Here is a 15,663-nt window from a genome sequence, read left to right on the forward strand (position 1 = left end):
GATGTTTGGCGAGAAGTTTCGGGATCGGCAAAAGCCGATGGTGCTCGTGCTGGGGCTCGGCGAATCGGGGCTCGCGATGGCGCGCTGGTGCGCGCGCCATGGCTGCCGCCTGCGCGTCGCCGATACGCGCGAGACGCCGCCGAATTTACCCGAGCTCGCTGCGCGCGGCATCGACGCCGAATTCGTCGGCGGGCCGTTCTCCACGGCGCTGCTCGAGGGCGTCGAGCTCGTCGCCATCAGCCCGGGTCTCTCGCCGCTGGCCGCAGACCTCGTGCCGCTGATCGCCGCCGCGCGCGAGCGTGGCATCGAAGTCTGGGGCGAGCTCGAGCTCTTCGCGCAGGCGCTGCGCCATCTCGGCGAGAGCGGCTACGCGCCGAAGGTGCTCGCCATCACGGGCACGAACGGCAAGACCACCACCACGAGCCTGACAGGCATGCTCTGCGAGCGCGCGGGCAAGCGCGTGGCCGTGGCCGGCAACATCAGCCCGGCGATGCTCGACAAGCTCGCCGAGGCGATCGACAACACCGCGCTGCCCGACATCTGGGTGCTCGAGCTCTCGAGCTTCCAGCTGGAGACGGCGCACAGCTTCGCACCCGACGCGGCGGCGATCCTCAACATCACGCAGGACCACCTCGACTGGCACGGCGGCATCGACGCCTACGCGGCCGCGAAGGGCCGTATCTTCGGCGCGCCGACCACGCGCGTGCTCAATCGCGACGACGCGCGCGTGATGTCGCTCGCGAGCGTTCAACAGAGCGGCAATGCGAAGGTCGTGACCTTCGGCCTGAATGAGCCGCAGCGCGAAGGCGACTACGGCATCTCGCGCGACAACAGCATGCTGTGGCTCGTCGAGGCCCATGACCGCGACGCCACGGATGAGCCCGTCTCGCCGCGCCGTCGCAAGCAGCTCGACGCCGCGCCCGTGAATCTCACGATGAAGCGGCTGATGCCCGCGGACGCGCTGCGCATCCGCGGCCTGCACAACGCGGCGAACGCGCTCGCGGCGTTCGCGCTCGCGCGCGCGATCGACCTCGCGCCCGCCGCACTGCTGCACGGCCTGCGCGAGTATCGCGGCGAGCCGCACCGCGTGGAGTTGATCGCGTCGATCGACGGCATCGACTACGTGGACGACAGCAAGGGCACCAACGTCGGCGCGACGGTGGCGGCGCTCGACGGCCTCGCGCAGCGCGCGGTGCTGATCGCGGGCGGTGACGGCAAGGGCCAGGACTTCGAGCCGCTCGCGGCCCCGGTGGCGCGCTGGTGCCGTGCCGTGATGCTGATCGGCCGCGACGCGCCGCAGATTCGCGCAGCGCTCGAAAGCACGGGCATTGCGCTCAGCGACCACACCACGCTGGAAGACGCCACGCGCGCGGCCACGGCGCTCGCCGAGCCGGGCGACGTCGTGCTGCTCTCGCCGGCGTGCGCGAGCTTCGACATGTTCAAGGGCTACGCCCATCGTGCGGCCGTATTTCACGACACGGTGGAAGAGATCGCCGCAGAACGGGGGACGATGATATGAGCTGGTCCGAACGGTTCGGCGCGCGCCTGTCGCGTGACACGGGCGGCGGCGCGCAGAGTCAGGCGGGCACCGGCGCGCGCTCGGGCGGCATTTCGAGTGCCGTCAGCGGCGTGCGTCCCGCGCGCTCGCGCATGCTCGACTACGACTACTCGCTGCTGTGGGCCGTGATCGCGCTGCTCGGCCTTGGCGTGGTGATGGTCTACTCGGCCTCGATCGCCATGCCCGATTCGCCGAAGTACGCGTCGTACCACGACTACGCGTTTCTCGTGCGCCATATCGTTTCGCTCGTGATCGGCGCGGTTGCGGCGCTGCTCGCGTTCCGCATTCCCGTTTCCACCTGGGACCGCTACGCGCCGAAGCTCTTCCTCATCGCCCTGGTGATGCTCGTGATCGTGCTGATCCCGCACATCGGCAAGGGCGTGAACGGCGCGCGGCGCTGGATTCCGCTCGGCGTCTCGAACATGCAGCCTTCGGAAATCATGAAGCTCGCGGTGACGATCTATGCCGCGAACTACACGGTGCGCAAGCAGGAATACATGCACAGCTTCGCCAAGGGCTTTTTGCCGATGGCGTTTGCCGTGGGCGTGGTGGGCGCGCTGCTGCTGCTCGAGCCCGACATGGGCGCATTCATGGTGATCGCCGCGATCGCGATGGGCGTGCTGTTCCTCGGCGGCGTGAACGGCAAGCTGTTCGGCGGCCTCGTGGCCACGGCGGTCGGCACCTTCACGCTGCTCGTGTGGGCGTCGCCGTGGCGCCGCGAGCGGATCTTCGCGTACCTCGATCCGTGGGACGACCGCTACGCGCAGGGCAAGGCTTATCAGCTCACGCACTCGCTGATCGCATTCGGTCGTGGCGAGTGGTTCGGCGTGGGACTCGGCGGCAGCGTCGAGAAGCTCAACTATCTGCCCGAAGCGCACACCGACTTCATTCTCGCCGTGATCGGCGAGGAACTCGGCTTCGTGGGCGTGCTCGTCGTGATCCTGCTGTTCTACTGGATCGTGCGCCGCTCGTTCGAGATCGGCCGCCAGGCGCTCGCGCTCGACCGCACGTTTGCGGGGCTCATTGCGAAGGGGCTCGGCGTGTGGTTCGGCGCGCAGGCGTTCATCAACATGGGCGTGAATCTCGGCTTGCTGCCGACCAAGGGTCTCACGCTGCCGTTCGTGAGCTATGGCGGCTCGGGCATTCTGCTCAACTGTATTGCGATTGCCGTGCTGCTTCGAGTCGACTACGAGAATCGGGTTTTGATGCGCGGAGGAAAGGTATGACCGCAGCAACGCGCACGCTCATGGTGATGGCCGGCGGCACCGGGGGACATGTGTTCCCGGGGCTCGCCGTCGCGCATCGCATGGAGCAGTGGGGCTGGCGCGTCGTGTGGCTCGGCAATCCCGCGGGCATGGAAGCGACGCTCGTGCCCAAGCACGGCATCGCCATGGAATACGTGCGTTTCGGCGGCGTGCGCGGCAAAGGGTTCAAGACCAAGCTGATGCTGCCGTTAAACCTGCTGCGCGCGTGTACGCAGAGTCTCGCGGCGCTGCGCCGCGTGAAGCCCGACGTCGTGCTCGGCATGGGCGGATACATCACGTTCCCGGCGGGCGTGATGAGCGCGCTCTCGGGTCGTCCGCTCGTGCTGCACGAACAGAATTCGATCGCGGGCCTCGCGAACAAGGTGCTCGCGAAGCTCGCAAGGCGCGTGCTCGTGGCGTTCCCGGGCGCGTTGCCGCATGCCGAATGGACCGGCAACCCGATCCGCGCGGAACTCGAGCACGTGGTGCAGCCGCAGGCGCGCTACGCGGCGCGCAGCGGTCCGCTGCGCGTGCTGGTGGTGGGCGGCAGCCTTGGCGCGGCGGCGCTCAACGAAGTCGTGCCGCGCGCGCTCGCGCAGCTCGCGCCGGCCGAGCGCCCGCATGTGGTGCATCAGGCGGGCGCCAAGCATATCGACGCATTGCGTCAGAACTATATCGATGCCGGAATCGAACCCGGTGACACGGCGCAGCTCGTGCCGTTCATCGACGACATGGCAAGCGCTTACGAAAACGCGGATCTCGTGATCTGCCGCTCGGGCGCAATGACGGTGGCCGAGATCGCGGCCGTGGGCGTGGCGGCGCTGTTCGTGCCGTTCCCCTACGCGGTCGACGACCACCAGACGACCAACGCGGCGTTCCTCGCGCAAAAGGGCGCGGCGCGTGTGGTGCAGCAACGCGAGCTTTCTGCAGAGGCGCTCGCGGACTGGCTCAAGCAACAAACCAGAGCATCTCTGGCTGACATGGCCGAGCGCGCCCGCGCGCTCGCAAAACCCGACGCCGCCGATCAGGTCGCGCGCATTTGCGCAGCCGTGGCGGGCGCCAGTCCGGGAGGAAAGCAATGAAACACATCGTCAAACATATCCATTTCGTCGGCATCGGCGGCGCGGGCATGAGCGGGATCGCTGAAGTGCTCGTCAATCTCGGCTATCACGTGAGCGGCTCGGACCTCACGAAGAACGCCGTCACCGACCGTCTCGCCGCGCTCGGCGCGCGCATCGCGATCGGCCACGACGCACAGAATATCGAGGGTGCGAATGCGGTGGTCGTCTCCACCGCGGTGCGCAGCGACAATCCCGAAGTGCTCGCGGCACGCCATCGCCGCATTCCGATCGTGCCGCGCGCCGTGATGCTCGCGGAGCTCATGCGCCTGAAGCAGGGCATCGCGATCGCGGGCACGCACGGCAAGACCACGACCACCTCGCTCGTCGCGAGCGTGCTGGCCGCGGGCGGGCTCGATCCGACCTTCGTGATCGGCGGGCGGCTGATCAGCGCGGGCGCGAACGCGCGCCTCGGCACGGGCGATTTCATCGTGGCGGAAGCCGACGAATCGGACGCCTCGTTCCTGAATCTTTTCCCGGTGATCGAAGTCATCACGAACATCGACGCCGATCACATGGACACCTACGGGCACGACTTCGCGCGCCTGAAGCAGGCGTTCATCGAATTCACGCATCGCCTGCCGTTCTATGGCATCTCGGTGCTGTGCGTCGACGACCCGAACGTGAAGGAAATCCTGCCGTTCGTCTCGAAGCCGATCATCCGCTACGGCTTCGCGCCCGATGCGCAGGTGCGCGCGGTCAACGTGATGGCGCGCGAAGGCAAGATGTACTTCACGGCGATGCGCGAAGACGCGCCTTCGATCGACATCGTGTTGAACCTTCCGGGTACGCACAATGTCCAGAACGCACTGGCCGCGATCGCGATCGCGACCGAGCTCGAAGTGAAGGACGCGGACATCCAGCGCGCGCTCGCGGAATTCAACGGTGTGGGCCGGCGCTTCCAGCGCTACGGCGAAATTCCCGTGAACGGCGGCGGCACTTACACATTGATCGACGATTATGGCCATCACCCCGTGGAAATGGCCGCGACGATTGCTGCCGCACGCGGCGCATTCCCTGATCGCCGTCTCGTGCTGGCGTTCCAGCCGCATCGCTACACGCGCACGCGCGACTGCTTCGAAGATTTCGTGCGCGTGCTCTCGACGGTCGACGCGCTCGTGCTGACTGACGTGTACGCGGCAGGCGAAGCGCCGATCGTGGCCGCAGACGGCCGCGCGCTCGCACGCGCGATCCGCGTGGCGGGCAAGGTCGAGCCGGTGTTCGTGGAAACGGTGGATGAAGTGCCGGACGCGCTGGCCGCAGTGGTCCGCGACGGCGACGTGGTGATTACGATGGGTGCGGGTTCGATCGGCGGCGTGCCGGGCCGGATCGCGCAACAGGAACAAAAGGCGTGAGTGACATGAGCAGTATCGATCCCAATTTCGATCCGAAGCCGTTCGGCAAGGTGGCGGTGTTGTTCGGCGGCGTGTCCGCCGAGCGCGAGGTGTCGCTCAAGTCGGGCACGCTCGTGCTGCAGGCGCTGCAAAGCGCCGGCATCGACGCGCATCCGTTCGATCCGTCCGAGCGGCCGCTTTCGGCGCTCAAGGACGAAGGCTTCGTGCGCGCGTTCAATGCGCTGCATGGCGGCTACGGCGAGAACGGCCAGATCCAGGGCGCGCTCGACTTCTACGGCATCCGCTATACGGGCACGGGCGTGCTCGGCTCGGCGCTCGGGCTCGACAAATTCCGCAGCAAGCTCGTGTGGCAGCAACTGGGCATTCCCACGCCGCCGTTCGTCGCGGTGCTGCGCGGCGACGACTACGCCGCGCGTGCGCCCGAGATCGTCGCGAAGCTGGGCCTGCCGCTCTTCGTGAAGCCGGCGAGCGAAGGCTCGAGCGTCGCGGTCATCAAGGTGAAGACGGCCGAAGCACTGGTGCCGGCGATCGAAGAGGCCGCGAAGCACGACAAGATCGTGCTGGTGGAGAAGAGCATCGAAGGCGGCGGCGAGTACACCGCGTGCGTGGCCGGCGACCTCGACCTGCCGATCATCAAGATCGTGCCGGCGGGCGAGTTCTACGACTACGACGCGAAGTACATCCTCGACACCACGCAGTACCTGATTCCGTGTGGCGTGGCGCCGGAGAAGGAAGCAGAACTGAAGAAGCTCGCGCGCCGCGCGTTCGACGTGCTCGGCTGCACCGACTGGGGCCGCGCCGATTTCATGATGGACGGCCAGGGCAATCCGTACTTCCTGGAAGTGAACACGGCGCCGGGCATGACCGATCACTCGCTGCCGCCGAAGGCCGCGCGCGCGGTGGGCATCGAGTATCGCGACCTCGTCGTGCGGGTGCTCGCGCTCACGCTGAAGGATTGAACCGCTAGATAAGCTCTGACCAACGAATTGCAGTCCGCGCATTGAATCGACAATCTCGACATGTGGAATAACGTACGCCAGCTCAATCTCGCCGCCAACGCGTTGCACGCGCTGCTCGTGCTCGCGCTCCTGGCGGCCGGTGGCTACTGGCTCGTGCAGCGTCCGAATTTCGCGCTGCGCGAGATCCGCATCGAGGGCGACACCGAACACATCAACGAACCGACGGTGCGTGCGAGCGTGGTTGGCCGCCTCAAGGGCAACTTCTTCACCGTCAATCTGGACACCGCGCGCGCCGCGTTCGAGCAGATGCCGTGGGTGCGCCATGCGAGCGTGCGGCGCGTGTGGCCGAACGCGCTTGCGGTGAATCTGGAGGAGTACAAGCCGCTCGGTACGTGGGGCAGCGACCAGCTCGTGAGCACCGATGGCGAGCTGTTCACCGCGAACCAGGGCGAGCTCGATGGCGACTTGCCCGCGTTCGACGGTCCGGACGGCACCGCGCCCGAGGTGGTCGCGCGTTATCACGACTTCCAGAAGTGGTTTGCACCGCTCGGCCTCGAGCCTGACGAGGTGACGCTCTCGCCGCGCTACGCGTGGACGGTGAAGCTCTCGAACGGCATGGAGGTGGAGCTCGGGCGCGAGCGCAATGCCGAGACGCTTGCCGAGCGCACGCACCGGCTCGTCGTGGCATGGACGCCGCTCACGCAACGTTGGGGGAAAGAGATCGAATATGCGGACTTGCGCTATCCGAACGGATTTGCGATTCGGGCGGCGGGCATGCGCTTCATCAGCGACACGCCGGCCCCGGGGAAGAAGTAACAGCACATCACACGCAACGAGCACGATATGAGTAAAGACTATAAGGATCTGCTGGTCAGCCTCGACATCGGGACGGCGAAGGTGGTGGCCGTCGTCGCCGAAATGAAGGGCGATGGCCATTACGAAGTCATCGGCCTTGGCCAGAGCGAATCGAAAGGTCTCAAGAAGGGCGTGGTGGTGAACATCGAGGCCACGGTGCAGTCTATCCAGCGTGCGCTCGAAGAAGCGGAACTCATGGCCGACTGCAAGATCACTAACGTGTTCACCGGCATCGCAGGCAGCCATATCCGCAGCTTCAATTCGAGCGGGATGGTCGCCATCAAGGAAAAGGAAGTTACGCAGACGGACGTCGCGCGCGTGATCGAAACCGCGAAGGCGATCAACATCCCGACCGATCAGCAGGTGCTGCATATCCTCACGCAGGAATTCATCATCGACGGTCAGGAAGATGTGCGCGAGCCGATCGGCATGAGCGGCATCCGCCTCGAAGTGAAGGTGCACATCGTCACCGGCGCCGTGAGCGCGGCGCAGAACATCGTGAAGTGCGTGCGCCGCTGCGGTCTCGAAGTGAACGACCTGGTTTTGCAGCCGCTGGCCTCGTCGCTGGCGGTCCTCACCGACGACGAGAAGGAACTCGGCGTGGTGCTGGTGGATGTGGGCGGCGGCACGACCGACATCGCGATCTTCAGCGAAGGCGCGATTCGCCATACCGCGGTGATCCCGATCGCGGGCGACCAGGTGACGAGCGATATCGCCATGGCGCTGCGCACGCCCACGCCCGACGCGGAAGACATCAAGGTGAGCTACGGCATCGCGAAGCAGGCGCTCGCGGATCCGGACGAAATGATCGAAGTGCCGGGGCTGGGCGAGCGCGGTCCGCGCACGCTCTCGCGCCAGGCGCTGGCGGCCGTGATCGAGCCGCGCGTGGAAGAGCTGTTCTCGCTCGTGCAACAGGTGGTGCGCGAGTCGGGCTATGAAGAATTGCTGAGTTCGGGCGTCGTGCTCACGGGCGGCGCCGCAATGATGCCGGGCATGGTGGAGCTCGGCGAAGACATTTTCTTGAAGCCGGTGCGCATTGGCGTGCCGGAGTACGCGGGCGGTCTCGCCGACGTCGTGCGCAATCCGCGCTATTCGACGGCGATGGGGCTGCTTGTCGAGGGCCGCGCGCAACGTATGCGCGGTCGCAAGGTCGCGGTGCAGTCGGGGTCGATGGGCCAGGTCTTTTCACGCATGAAAGACTGGTTCCTCGGCAACTTCTAAAGCGGCTCACGTACGCGAAGGGCAAGAGCAGAGACCGAATTAGCGCTGGTGCCGGCGGCTGGCGCGCAGGGGAGGGTTGCCCGACTCACCCCTGAATAACGGCCGAGGTGCGGATATCTTTTTCTTGACGGAGGCAACATGGAATTCCAGATGCTGGAAACGGAAACCAACGGCACCATCATCAAGGTGGTGGGCGTCGGTGGCGCTGGCGGCAATGCCGTGCAGCACATGATCAACCGCGGCGTGCAAGGCGTCGACTTCATCGTGATGAACACGGACGCCCAGGCGCTCTCGCGTTCGCGCGCGCCGACCGTGATCCAGCTCGGCAACACGGGTCTGGGCGCCGGTGCGAAGCCGGAGATGGGCCGTGCAGCGGCTGAAGAGGCGCGCGAGCGCATCGCCGACGCACTGCTCGGCGCGCACATGGTGTTCATCACCGCCGGCATGGGCGGCGGCACGGGCACGGGCGCGGCACCCGTGGTCGCGCAGATCGCCAAGGAAATGGGCATTCTCACGGTGGGTGTCGTGAGCAAGCCGTTCGAGTTCGAAGGCGGCAAGCGCATGCGCGTGGCAGAAGCCGGCTCGCAGCAACTGGAGGATCACGTCGACTCGCTGATCGTCGTCCTGAACGACAAGCTGTTCGACGTGATGGGCGATGACGCCGAGATGGACAAGTGCTTCCAGTGCGCGGACGACGTTCTGAACAACGCAGTTGCAGGCATCGCCGAAATCATCAACGTGGATGGCCTCGTGAACGTCGACTTCGAAGACGTGAAGACGGTCATGGGCGAGCAGGGCAAGGCGATGATGGGCACGGCCACGGTGGCCGGCGTCGATCGCGCGCGCCTCGCGGCCGAACAGGCCGTGGCGAGCCCGCTGCTCGAAGGCGTGGACCTCTCGGGCGCGCGTGGTGTGCTGGTCAACATCACGTCGAGCCGTTCGCTGCGTCTCTCGGAAACGCGCGAAGTGATGAACACCATCAAGAGCTACGCGGCCGACGACGCCACGGTGATCTTCGGTGCGGTGTACGACGATGCGATGGGCGACGCGCTGCGCGTGACGGTGGTGGCAACGGGCCTCGGCCGTGCGGCGAACAAGCAGCAGGCCGCGCCGATGACGTTGCTGCGCACCGGCACGGACAATCACCCGATTGCCGCCGCTCAGCACTCCTACGCGCCGCAGCAGGGCCACACCGCCGACTACGGCGCGCTCGACACGCCGGCTGTCTGGCGCACGTCGCGCGACACCGCGGCTTCGCACGTTCAGGCGCTGCAGGAAAAGGGCGTCGACACGTACGACATCCCGGCGTTCCTGCGCAAGCAGGCCGACTGAAGCGGGCTGCGAGCGAGTTCCAGCTGCGGCGCGGTGCAAATGTAGTGATGGGTGCACCCGCTCGCAGACGGAACGGCCGGCATGACGTAGCAATGAAGGTGAGAAGAACCTCGACGCCGCATCCGCGAGGATGCCTGGCAGGGCGGCCTGTCCGCCGCGTTTTGACGCGCGGCAAAAAGATGCAGGCAATCCGTGCCGGTAGCACAATGGCGAGGTCTTCGGCGCGAAGTTTCCAACTGCGTGGCCAACCGGGTTGCCAGCGTGCCGGGGCGCTCTGCGCATCGATGTGAAGGACGAGTCATGATCAAAGTGGGTGATACGCTGCCCGACGCAACGCTCTTCGAGCTCATCGAAGACGAGCGTGCGGGCTGCACGCTGGGGCCGAACGGCTTTGACGTGCGCGAGCAGACGGCGGGCAAGCGCGTGGTGATCTTCGGATTGCCGGGCGCCTTTACGCCGACTTGCTCGGCAAAACACGTGCCGGGTTATGTCGAGCAGTACGAAGCGCTACGCGCGGCGGGCGTCGACGAAATCTGGTGCGTGTCCGTCAACGACGCGTTCGTCATGGGCGCGTGGGGGCGTGATCAGCGGACCTCGGGCAAGGTCCGCATGATGGCCGACGGCAGCGCGGCGTTCACCCGTGCGCTCGGTCTGGAGCAGGATTTGTCGGCGCGCGGCATGGGGATCCGTTCCCAGCGCTACGCGATGGTGATCGACAACGGCGTGGTCAAGACGCTGAATCTCGAAGCACCGGGCAAATTCGAAGTCAGCGATGCAGCGAGCATACTCGCCGCGTTGAGCCCAACATGAGCGCATTTGCCGCGCCCACGTTGCCTGAGCGCAACGAGCCGGCGGCGTAAATGTGACGGGCTATTACTGCGAGCCGTGCGGGCCGCTGGCCGGGAACGCCTCCGTTCCGGTCATCGGCCCGTCTTCCATCCCATTCGCGTAACAACGGGAAACAGATTGTCATGCCCGCGGCGACAACGGATGCGGCAGACTTGGAGTATAATTCGTGCTATGAATTAAAAAGTCCCGATTGGGATTTTCAATGAGCAGAAAACTATGTTGAAGCAGCGAACCATCAAATCGATCGTGAAGACGGTCGGCATCGGCCTGCACTCGGGCCGCAAGGTCGATCTGACGCTACGCCCGGCGGCGCCGGACACGGGCATCGTGTTCTCGCGCGTGGATTTGCCGACACCGGTGGACATTCCCGCGTCGGCGATGTCGATTGGCGATACGCGCCTCGCTTCGGTGCTGCAAAAGGACGGCGCACGCGTCTCCACGGTCGAGCACCTGATGTCCGCTTGCGCGGGTCTTGGCATCGACAATCTCTACATCGACGTGACGGCGGAAGAAATTCCGATCATGGACGGCAGCGCGTCGTCGTTCGTGTTCCTGATCCAGTCGGCCGGCATCGAAGAGCAGAACGCACCCAAGAAGTTCATCAAGGTGAAGAAGCCCGTGGAAGTGCGCGATGGTGACAAGTTCGCCCGCCTCGACCCGTATTTCGGCTTCAAGCTGAAGTTCACGATCGACTTCCGTCATCCGGCCGTGGACAAGACCGGCCAGGCGCTCGAAGTCGATTTTGCGAATACCTCGTACGTGCGCGAGATCGCGCGCGCCCGCACTTTCGGCTTCGCGCACGAAGTCGAGATGATGCGCGAGCTCGGTCTTGCGCGCGGCGGCAGCATGGACAACGCGATCGTGCTGGACGAGTACCGCATCCTCAACAACGACGGCCTGCGCTACGACGACGAGTTCGTGAAGCACAAGATGCTCGACGCGATCGGTGACCTGTACGTGGTCGGCCATCCGCTGCTGGCTTCGTACGATGCGTACAAGTCGGGCCACGGCCTGAACAACGCCCTGCTGCGCGAGCTGCTCGCGCACGAGGACGCGTACGAGATCGTCACGTTCGGCGATGCCCAGAAGGCGCCGCGTGGCTTCGCCTACGAAGCGCAGACGGCATTCGCGTGAAGTTGACTTGAGGTTGGTTTGACTCGTGCGCCGGGCGTTTGCACCGGACGCGCAATGAAAAAGGGTGGCTCGATGCCACCCTTTTTCACTTTCTTTCCTGGCTTTTCCAGCTTGCTCAGCGCCCTCTCAAATGGCGCGCGGCCATCTTCGCGAGCGCTTCCTGCAGCGGCGAGGGCGGCAGGTTTTCGCTGAGCGCGGCGAGCGCCGCGGCGCCTGCCGGTGTCATGCGCGCCTGCTTCGGCGAGGGCGGCTCTTTCACCGCCTGCGGGCGCACGCGGATACGCACGCCGTCGAGCGGCCAGCCGCGCGCCTGCAGGTCGGCCACGAGGCGCGGCTCGAGGTGCCGCAGCCGTGCCGCGAGGGCATTGTGTGCCGCGAAGAGGGCCAGTTTGCCGTCCTTGATGAAGCCGGGTTCCACGCTCGCGGCCAGATAGTCGGGCAGCAATGCGTCGAGGTCGCGCTGGATCGCCGCGATCTGCTCGACGCCGGCGCGCAACGGCGCGAATGCATCGGTGCGGCTCAGCACTTCGGTGAGCGGCTGCGGTGCGCGCGGCGAGGCAAATTTGCGCGATTTGCCCGACGTGGCCGAAGTGCCCGATGCACGCACACCGGCGCTACGCGCACCAGAGGCTGCGGCATCCGGCCTTGAAAACGGCGAGAAACGGCTCATGTGACAGGAAGAGGAGGCGCGCGGGCTGCGCGGCATTGCCGTCATTGTAGCCTGCGTACTTGGCCTCGATGCGCCTTGCCGCCGTTCGGGCAGGACCGCCAGGCCGCAAGCTGCCGGGCCCGCTGGACGAATGCGCCGGAGGGCCGCGACATGCGGCTACGGCTGCGTGTTTTGACGGCTCGCAAGGCGCGTCAGCGCGGGCGTTGCGCACGACATCCTTCAAGCGGCTGACACGGGCGGCGACCAGGGTGCGTGCTAAAATGCTCGATTCGAATCCACCAATTTGGGCTTAAGCCGCCGAGGTCCTTCCGATCCGGGTGCGTGGCGCGAGAATCGTTTGCAAACCTGGCGAAATCCGGGTGCTCAAGGGCCGCAAGCGAATTGCGCAGGAATCCCGGCCGAAGCCGCGACGCAGACACCGATCCGATGACCACCGGTTTCTTACAGAAAATCTTTGGCAGCCGCAATCAGCGCCTGATCAAGCAATATCAGAAGAAGGTCGCGGCGATCAACGCGCTCGAACCGACGATCGAGCAATACACCGACCAGCAACTGCGCGCGAAAACGGCCGAGTTCCGCGAGCGCGTGGCCAATGGCACGTCGCTCGACGAACTGCTGCCCGAGGCGTTCGCCGTCTGCCGCGAGGCCAGCAAGCGTGTGCTGAAGATGCGCCACTTCGACGTGCAGCTGATCGGCGGCATGGTGCTGCACTACGGCAAGATCGCCGAAATGCGCACGGGCGAGGGCAAGACGCTCGTCGCCACGCTCGCGGCGTACCTCAATGCGCTGTCGGGCCGCGGCGTGCACGTCGTGACCGTGAACGACTACCTCGCGCAGCGCGACGCCGAGTGGATGGGCCGCCTCTATAACTTCCTCGGTCTGTCCGTCGGCATCAACCTGTCGCAGATGGACCACGCCATGAAGCAAGAGGCGTACGGCGCGGACATCACCTACGGCACGAACAACGAGTTCGGCTTCGACTACCTGCGCGACAACATGGTCTACGAGACCGAGGCGCGCGTGCAACGCGCGCTGAACTTCGCCGTGGTCGACGAAGTGGACTCGATCCTGATCGACGAAGCGCGTACGCCGCTCATCATCTCGGGCCAGGCCGAAGACCACACCGAGCTCTACGTGCGCATGAACGCGCTGCCGCCGCTGCTCGAGCGCCAGATCGGCGAAGAGAAGGCCGACGGCACGGGCGTGGAGAAGCCGGGCGACTATACGCTCGACGAAAAGGCACGCCAGGTGTTCCTCACGGAGTCGGGCCACGAGAAGGCCGAGCGCATGCTCGCCGAGTGGGGCCTGATCGGTCAGGGCGAGAGCCTGTACGCGCCGCAGAACATCACGCTGATGCACCACGTGTACGCCGCGCTGCGCGCACACACGCTGTTCTTCAAGGACCAGCATTACGTGGTGCAGAACGGCGAAGTCGTCATCGTCGACGAATTCACGGGCCGTCTGATGTCGGGCCGCCGCTGGTCGGATGGCCTGCACCAGGCCGTGGAAGCGAAGGAACACGTGAAGATCCAGAGCGAGAACCAGACGCTCGCCTCGATCACGTTCCAGAACTACTTCCGCATGTACGCGAAGCTCTCGGGCATGACCGGCACGGCCGACACCGAAGCGTACGAATTCAACGAGATCTACGGCCTCGAAACGGTCGTGATCCCGACCAACCGCGTGCCCAAGCGGATCGACAAGCAGGACCAGATCTACAAGACGGCCAAGGAGCGCTATGACGCGGTGATCCGCGACATTCGCGAGTGCTATGAGCGCGGTCAGCCGGTGCTGGTCGGCACGACCTCGATCGAGAACTCGGAGCTGCTCGCCGACCTGCTCGTGAAGGCCGGACTGCCGCACGAAGTGCTCAACGCGAAGCAGCACGCACGGGAAGCGGCGATCGTCGCCGAAGCCGGCCGTCCGAAGCGCATCACCATCGCCACCAACATGGCGGGCCGCGGCACCGACATCGTGCTGGGCGGCAACGCCGAGAAGCAGGCCTCGTTCATCGAAGCCGACGAAGCGATTCCCGCCGACGAAAAGGCGCGCCGCATCCAGCAGCTCAACGACGAGTGGCAGACGCTGCACGATCAGGTGAAGGCCGCGGGCGGTCTGCACATCATCGGCACCGAGCGTCACGAGTCGCGCCGTATCGACAACCAGCTGCGCGGCCGTGCGGGCCGCCAGGGCGACCCGGGTTCGTCGCGCTTCTATCTGTCGCTCGAAGACCCGCTGCTGCGCATCTTCGCCGGCGACCGCGTGCGCGCGATCATGGACCGCCTCAAGATGCCCGAAGGCGAGGCGATCGAGGCGGGCATCGTCACGCGCTCGATCGAGTCGGCGCAGCGCAAGGTCGAAGCGCGTAACTTCGACATCCGCAAGCAGCTGCTCGAATACGACGACGTCTCGAACGACCAGCGCAAGGTGATCTACCAGCAGCGCAACGAGTTGCTCGAAGCGCACGACATCACCGAGACCATCGGCGCGATGCGTCATGGCGTGATCACGGACATCGTGCGTCAGTTCGTGCCGCACGGCAGCATCGAAGAGCAGTGGGACGTGCCCGAGCTCGAAGAAGTGCTGCGCAACGAGTGGCAGCTCGACCTCGCGATTCAGGAGATGATCAACGAGTCGTCGTCGATCGACGCCGATGAGATTCTCGAAGCCGTGCTGGCCGCCGCCGACGAAGCCTATGAGCAGAAGGTCGCGCTCGTGGGCCGCGAATCGTTCAGCGCGTTCGAGCGCTCGGTCATGCTGCAGACGCTCGACCGCAGCTGGCGCGAGCACCTCGCGGCGCTCGACCATCTGCGCCAGGGTATCCATCTGCGCGGCTATGCGCAGAAGAACCCGAAGCAGGAGTACAAGCGCGAGGCGTTCGAGCTCTTCGCCGCGATGCTCGATGCCGTGAAGACGGAAGTCACGCGCATCGTCATGAATGTGCAGATCCAGTCGCCGCAGCAGCTGGAAGAGGTCGCCGAGCAGATGGACGAGCAGGGCAGCCATCTGGTGGATAACGTCGAATTCCGTCACGCCGAATTCGCCGAAGCCGAAGCGGCGCCGATAGCCGCGGCGCCCGTGGCAGCGGACGCCGCAGCGGCCATGGTCGGCGCAGCGATGAGCCACGCGCATGCGGGCGACAGCGTGCCGAAGGTCGGCCGCAACGATCCGTGCCCGTGCGGCAGCGGCAAGAAGTACAAGCAGTGCCACGGCAAGATCTCGTGATGAGCATGGCGGTGCGAACTTGTCTTGAAGCTCGCGCCGCTCGCCGCATCACGCGGCTTGACCGTTGATTCCGGTGGCCCGCATGTTTCAGGCGGGCCTTATGTTTTGAATCCGCAATGCCGGCCCGGCTGACAGACGCCACG

12 protein-coding genes are annotated in these 15,663 nt (G+C 65.7%); 11 read left to right on the forward strand and 1 reads right to left on the reverse strand.

Going from position 1 to position 15,663, the window contains the following annotated elements; genetic code table 11:
* Nucleotide 1: 1 nt before the first annotated feature.
* The 10 genes from murD (at nucleotide 2) to lpxC (ending at nucleotide 11,625) form a co-directional block, all read left to right on the forward strand.
* Entirely contained in the window at nucleotides 2–1,519 is a 1,518-nt protein-coding gene (murD, locus tag BO1_RS26295) for a UDP-N-acetylmuramoyl-L-alanine--D-glutamate ligase (protein WP_028220104.1), read from the forward strand.
* The gene (gene ftsW / locus BO1_RS26300; protein ID WP_028220105.1) at nucleotides 1,516–2,784 is read left to right on the forward strand and encodes a putative lipid II flippase FtsW; all 1,269 of its coding nucleotides are present in this window, start codon (nucleotides 1,516–1,518) and stop codon (nucleotides 2,782–2,784) included. The genes murD and ftsW overlap by 4 nt, the downstream gene beginning before the upstream one ends.
* Nucleotides 2,781–3,884 carry an undecaprenyldiphospho-muramoylpentapeptide beta-N-acetylglucosaminyltransferase gene (gene murG / locus BO1_RS26305; RefSeq protein WP_028220106.1) on the forward strand — a complete coding sequence of 368 codons (1,104 nt, stop codon included), beginning with the start codon at nucleotides 2,781–2,783 and terminating at the stop codon, nucleotides 3,882–3,884. The genes ftsW and murG overlap by 4 nt, the downstream gene beginning before the upstream one ends.
* Nucleotides 3,881–5,275, forward strand: coding sequence for a UDP-N-acetylmuramate--L-alanine ligase (murC, locus tag BO1_RS26310; protein WP_028220107.1), 1,395 nt, complete (start codon nucleotides 3,881–3,883; stop codon nucleotides 5,273–5,275). Before murG ends, murC begins: the two co-directional genes overlap by 4 nt.
* A 5-nt stretch (nucleotides 5,276–5,280) precedes the next feature.
* A complete protein-coding gene (locus BO1_RS26315) occupies nucleotides 5,281–6,234 on the forward strand; it encodes a D-alanine--D-alanine ligase (RefSeq protein ID WP_028220108.1) in 954 nt (317 codons plus the stop codon).
* Nucleotides 6,235–6,294: 60 nt separating this feature from the next.
* Complete coding sequence (locus BO1_RS26320; RefSeq protein WP_028220109.1) at nucleotides 6,295–7,050, forward strand: cell division protein FtsQ/DivIB; 756 nt, start codon at nucleotides 6,295–6,297, stop codon at nucleotides 7,048–7,050.
* A gap of 27 nt (nucleotides 7,051–7,077) precedes the next feature.
* Nucleotides 7,078–8,310 (forward strand): cell division protein FtsA, encoded by a 1,233-nt coding sequence (ftsA, locus tag BO1_RS26325; protein WP_028220110.1) that lies wholly within the window; start codon nucleotides 7,078–7,080, stop codon nucleotides 8,308–8,310.
* Nucleotides 8,311–8,448: 138 nt separating this feature from the next.
* Nucleotides 8,449–9,642 carry a cell division protein FtsZ gene (ftsZ, locus tag BO1_RS26330; RefSeq protein ID WP_028220111.1) on the forward strand — a complete coding sequence of 398 codons (1,194 nt, stop codon included), beginning with the start codon at nucleotides 8,449–8,451 and terminating at the stop codon, nucleotides 9,640–9,642.
* A 300-nt stretch (nucleotides 9,643–9,942) separates the two neighbouring features.
* Nucleotides 9,943–10,452 (forward strand): peroxiredoxin, encoded by a 510-nt coding sequence (locus BO1_RS26335; protein ID WP_028220112.1) that lies wholly within the window; start codon nucleotides 9,943–9,945, stop codon nucleotides 10,450–10,452.
* 255 nt (nucleotides 10,453–10,707) lie between these two features.
* Nucleotides 10,708–11,625, forward strand: coding sequence for a UDP-3-O-acyl-N-acetylglucosamine deacetylase (gene lpxC / locus BO1_RS26340; RefSeq protein WP_028220113.1), 918 nt, complete (start codon nucleotides 10,708–10,710; stop codon nucleotides 11,623–11,625).
* A 115-nt stretch (nucleotides 11,626–11,740) separates the two neighbouring features.
* Here lpxC and BO1_RS52815 read toward each other — a convergent pair whose 3' ends face one another.
* Nucleotides 11,741–12,295: a DciA family protein gene (locus tag BO1_RS52815; protein WP_084688203.1), complete on the reverse strand. Its 555-nt coding sequence runs from the start codon at nucleotides 12,293–12,295 to the stop codon at nucleotides 11,741–11,743.
* A gap of 426 nt (nucleotides 12,296–12,721) precedes the next feature.
* On the opposite strand from BO1_RS52815, the gene secA reads away from it, so the two are divergent.
* Entirely contained in the window at nucleotides 12,722–15,520 is a 2,799-nt protein-coding gene (gene secA / locus BO1_RS26350) for a preprotein translocase subunit SecA (RefSeq protein ID WP_028220114.1), read from the forward strand.
* The last annotated feature ends 143 nt before the right edge of the window (nucleotides 15,521–15,663 follow it).

The sequence above is a fragment of the Paraburkholderia oxyphila NBRC 105797 genome (assembly GCF_000685075.1).
GTDB classification, from domain to species: Bacteria; Pseudomonadota; Gammaproteobacteria; order Burkholderiales; family Burkholderiaceae; genus Paraburkholderia; species Paraburkholderia oxyphila.

Coding starts and splice junctions, on each gene's coding strand:
- murD (WP_028220104.1), top strand. CDS start 2: ATGTTTGGCGAGAAGTTTCGGGATCGGCAAAAGCCGATGGTGCTCGTG.
- ftsW (WP_028220105.1), top strand. CDS start 1,516: ATGAGCTGGTCCGAACGGTTCGGCGCGCGCCTGTCGCGTGACACGGGC.
- murG (WP_028220106.1), top strand. CDS start 2,781: ATGACCGCAGCAACGCGCACGCTCATGGTGATGGCCGGCGGCACCGGG.
- murC (WP_028220107.1), top strand. CDS start 3,881: ATGAAACACATCGTCAAACATATCCATTTCGTCGGCATCGGCGGCGCG.
- BO1_RS26315 (WP_028220108.1), top strand. CDS start 5,281: ATGAGCAGTATCGATCCCAATTTCGATCCGAAGCCGTTCGGCAAGGTG.
- BO1_RS26320 (WP_028220109.1), top strand. CDS start 6,295: ATGTGGAATAACGTACGCCAGCTCAATCTCGCCGCCAACGCGTTGCAC.
- ftsA (WP_028220110.1), top strand. CDS start 7,078: ATGAGTAAAGACTATAAGGATCTGCTGGTCAGCCTCGACATCGGGACG.
- ftsZ (WP_028220111.1), top strand. CDS start 8,449: ATGGAATTCCAGATGCTGGAAACGGAAACCAACGGCACCATCATCAAG.
- BO1_RS26335 (WP_028220112.1), top strand. CDS start 9,943: ATGATCAAAGTGGGTGATACGCTGCCCGACGCAACGCTCTTCGAGCTC.
- lpxC (WP_028220113.1), top strand. CDS start 10,708: ATGTTGAAGCAGCGAACCATCAAATCGATCGTGAAGACGGTCGGCATC.
- BO1_RS52815 (WP_084688203.1), bottom strand. CDS start 12,295: ATGAGCCGTTTCTCGCCGTTTTCAAGGCCGGATGCCGCAGCCTCTGGT.
- secA (WP_028220114.1), top strand. CDS start 12,722: ATGACCACCGGTTTCTTACAGAAAATCTTTGGCAGCCGCAATCAGCGC.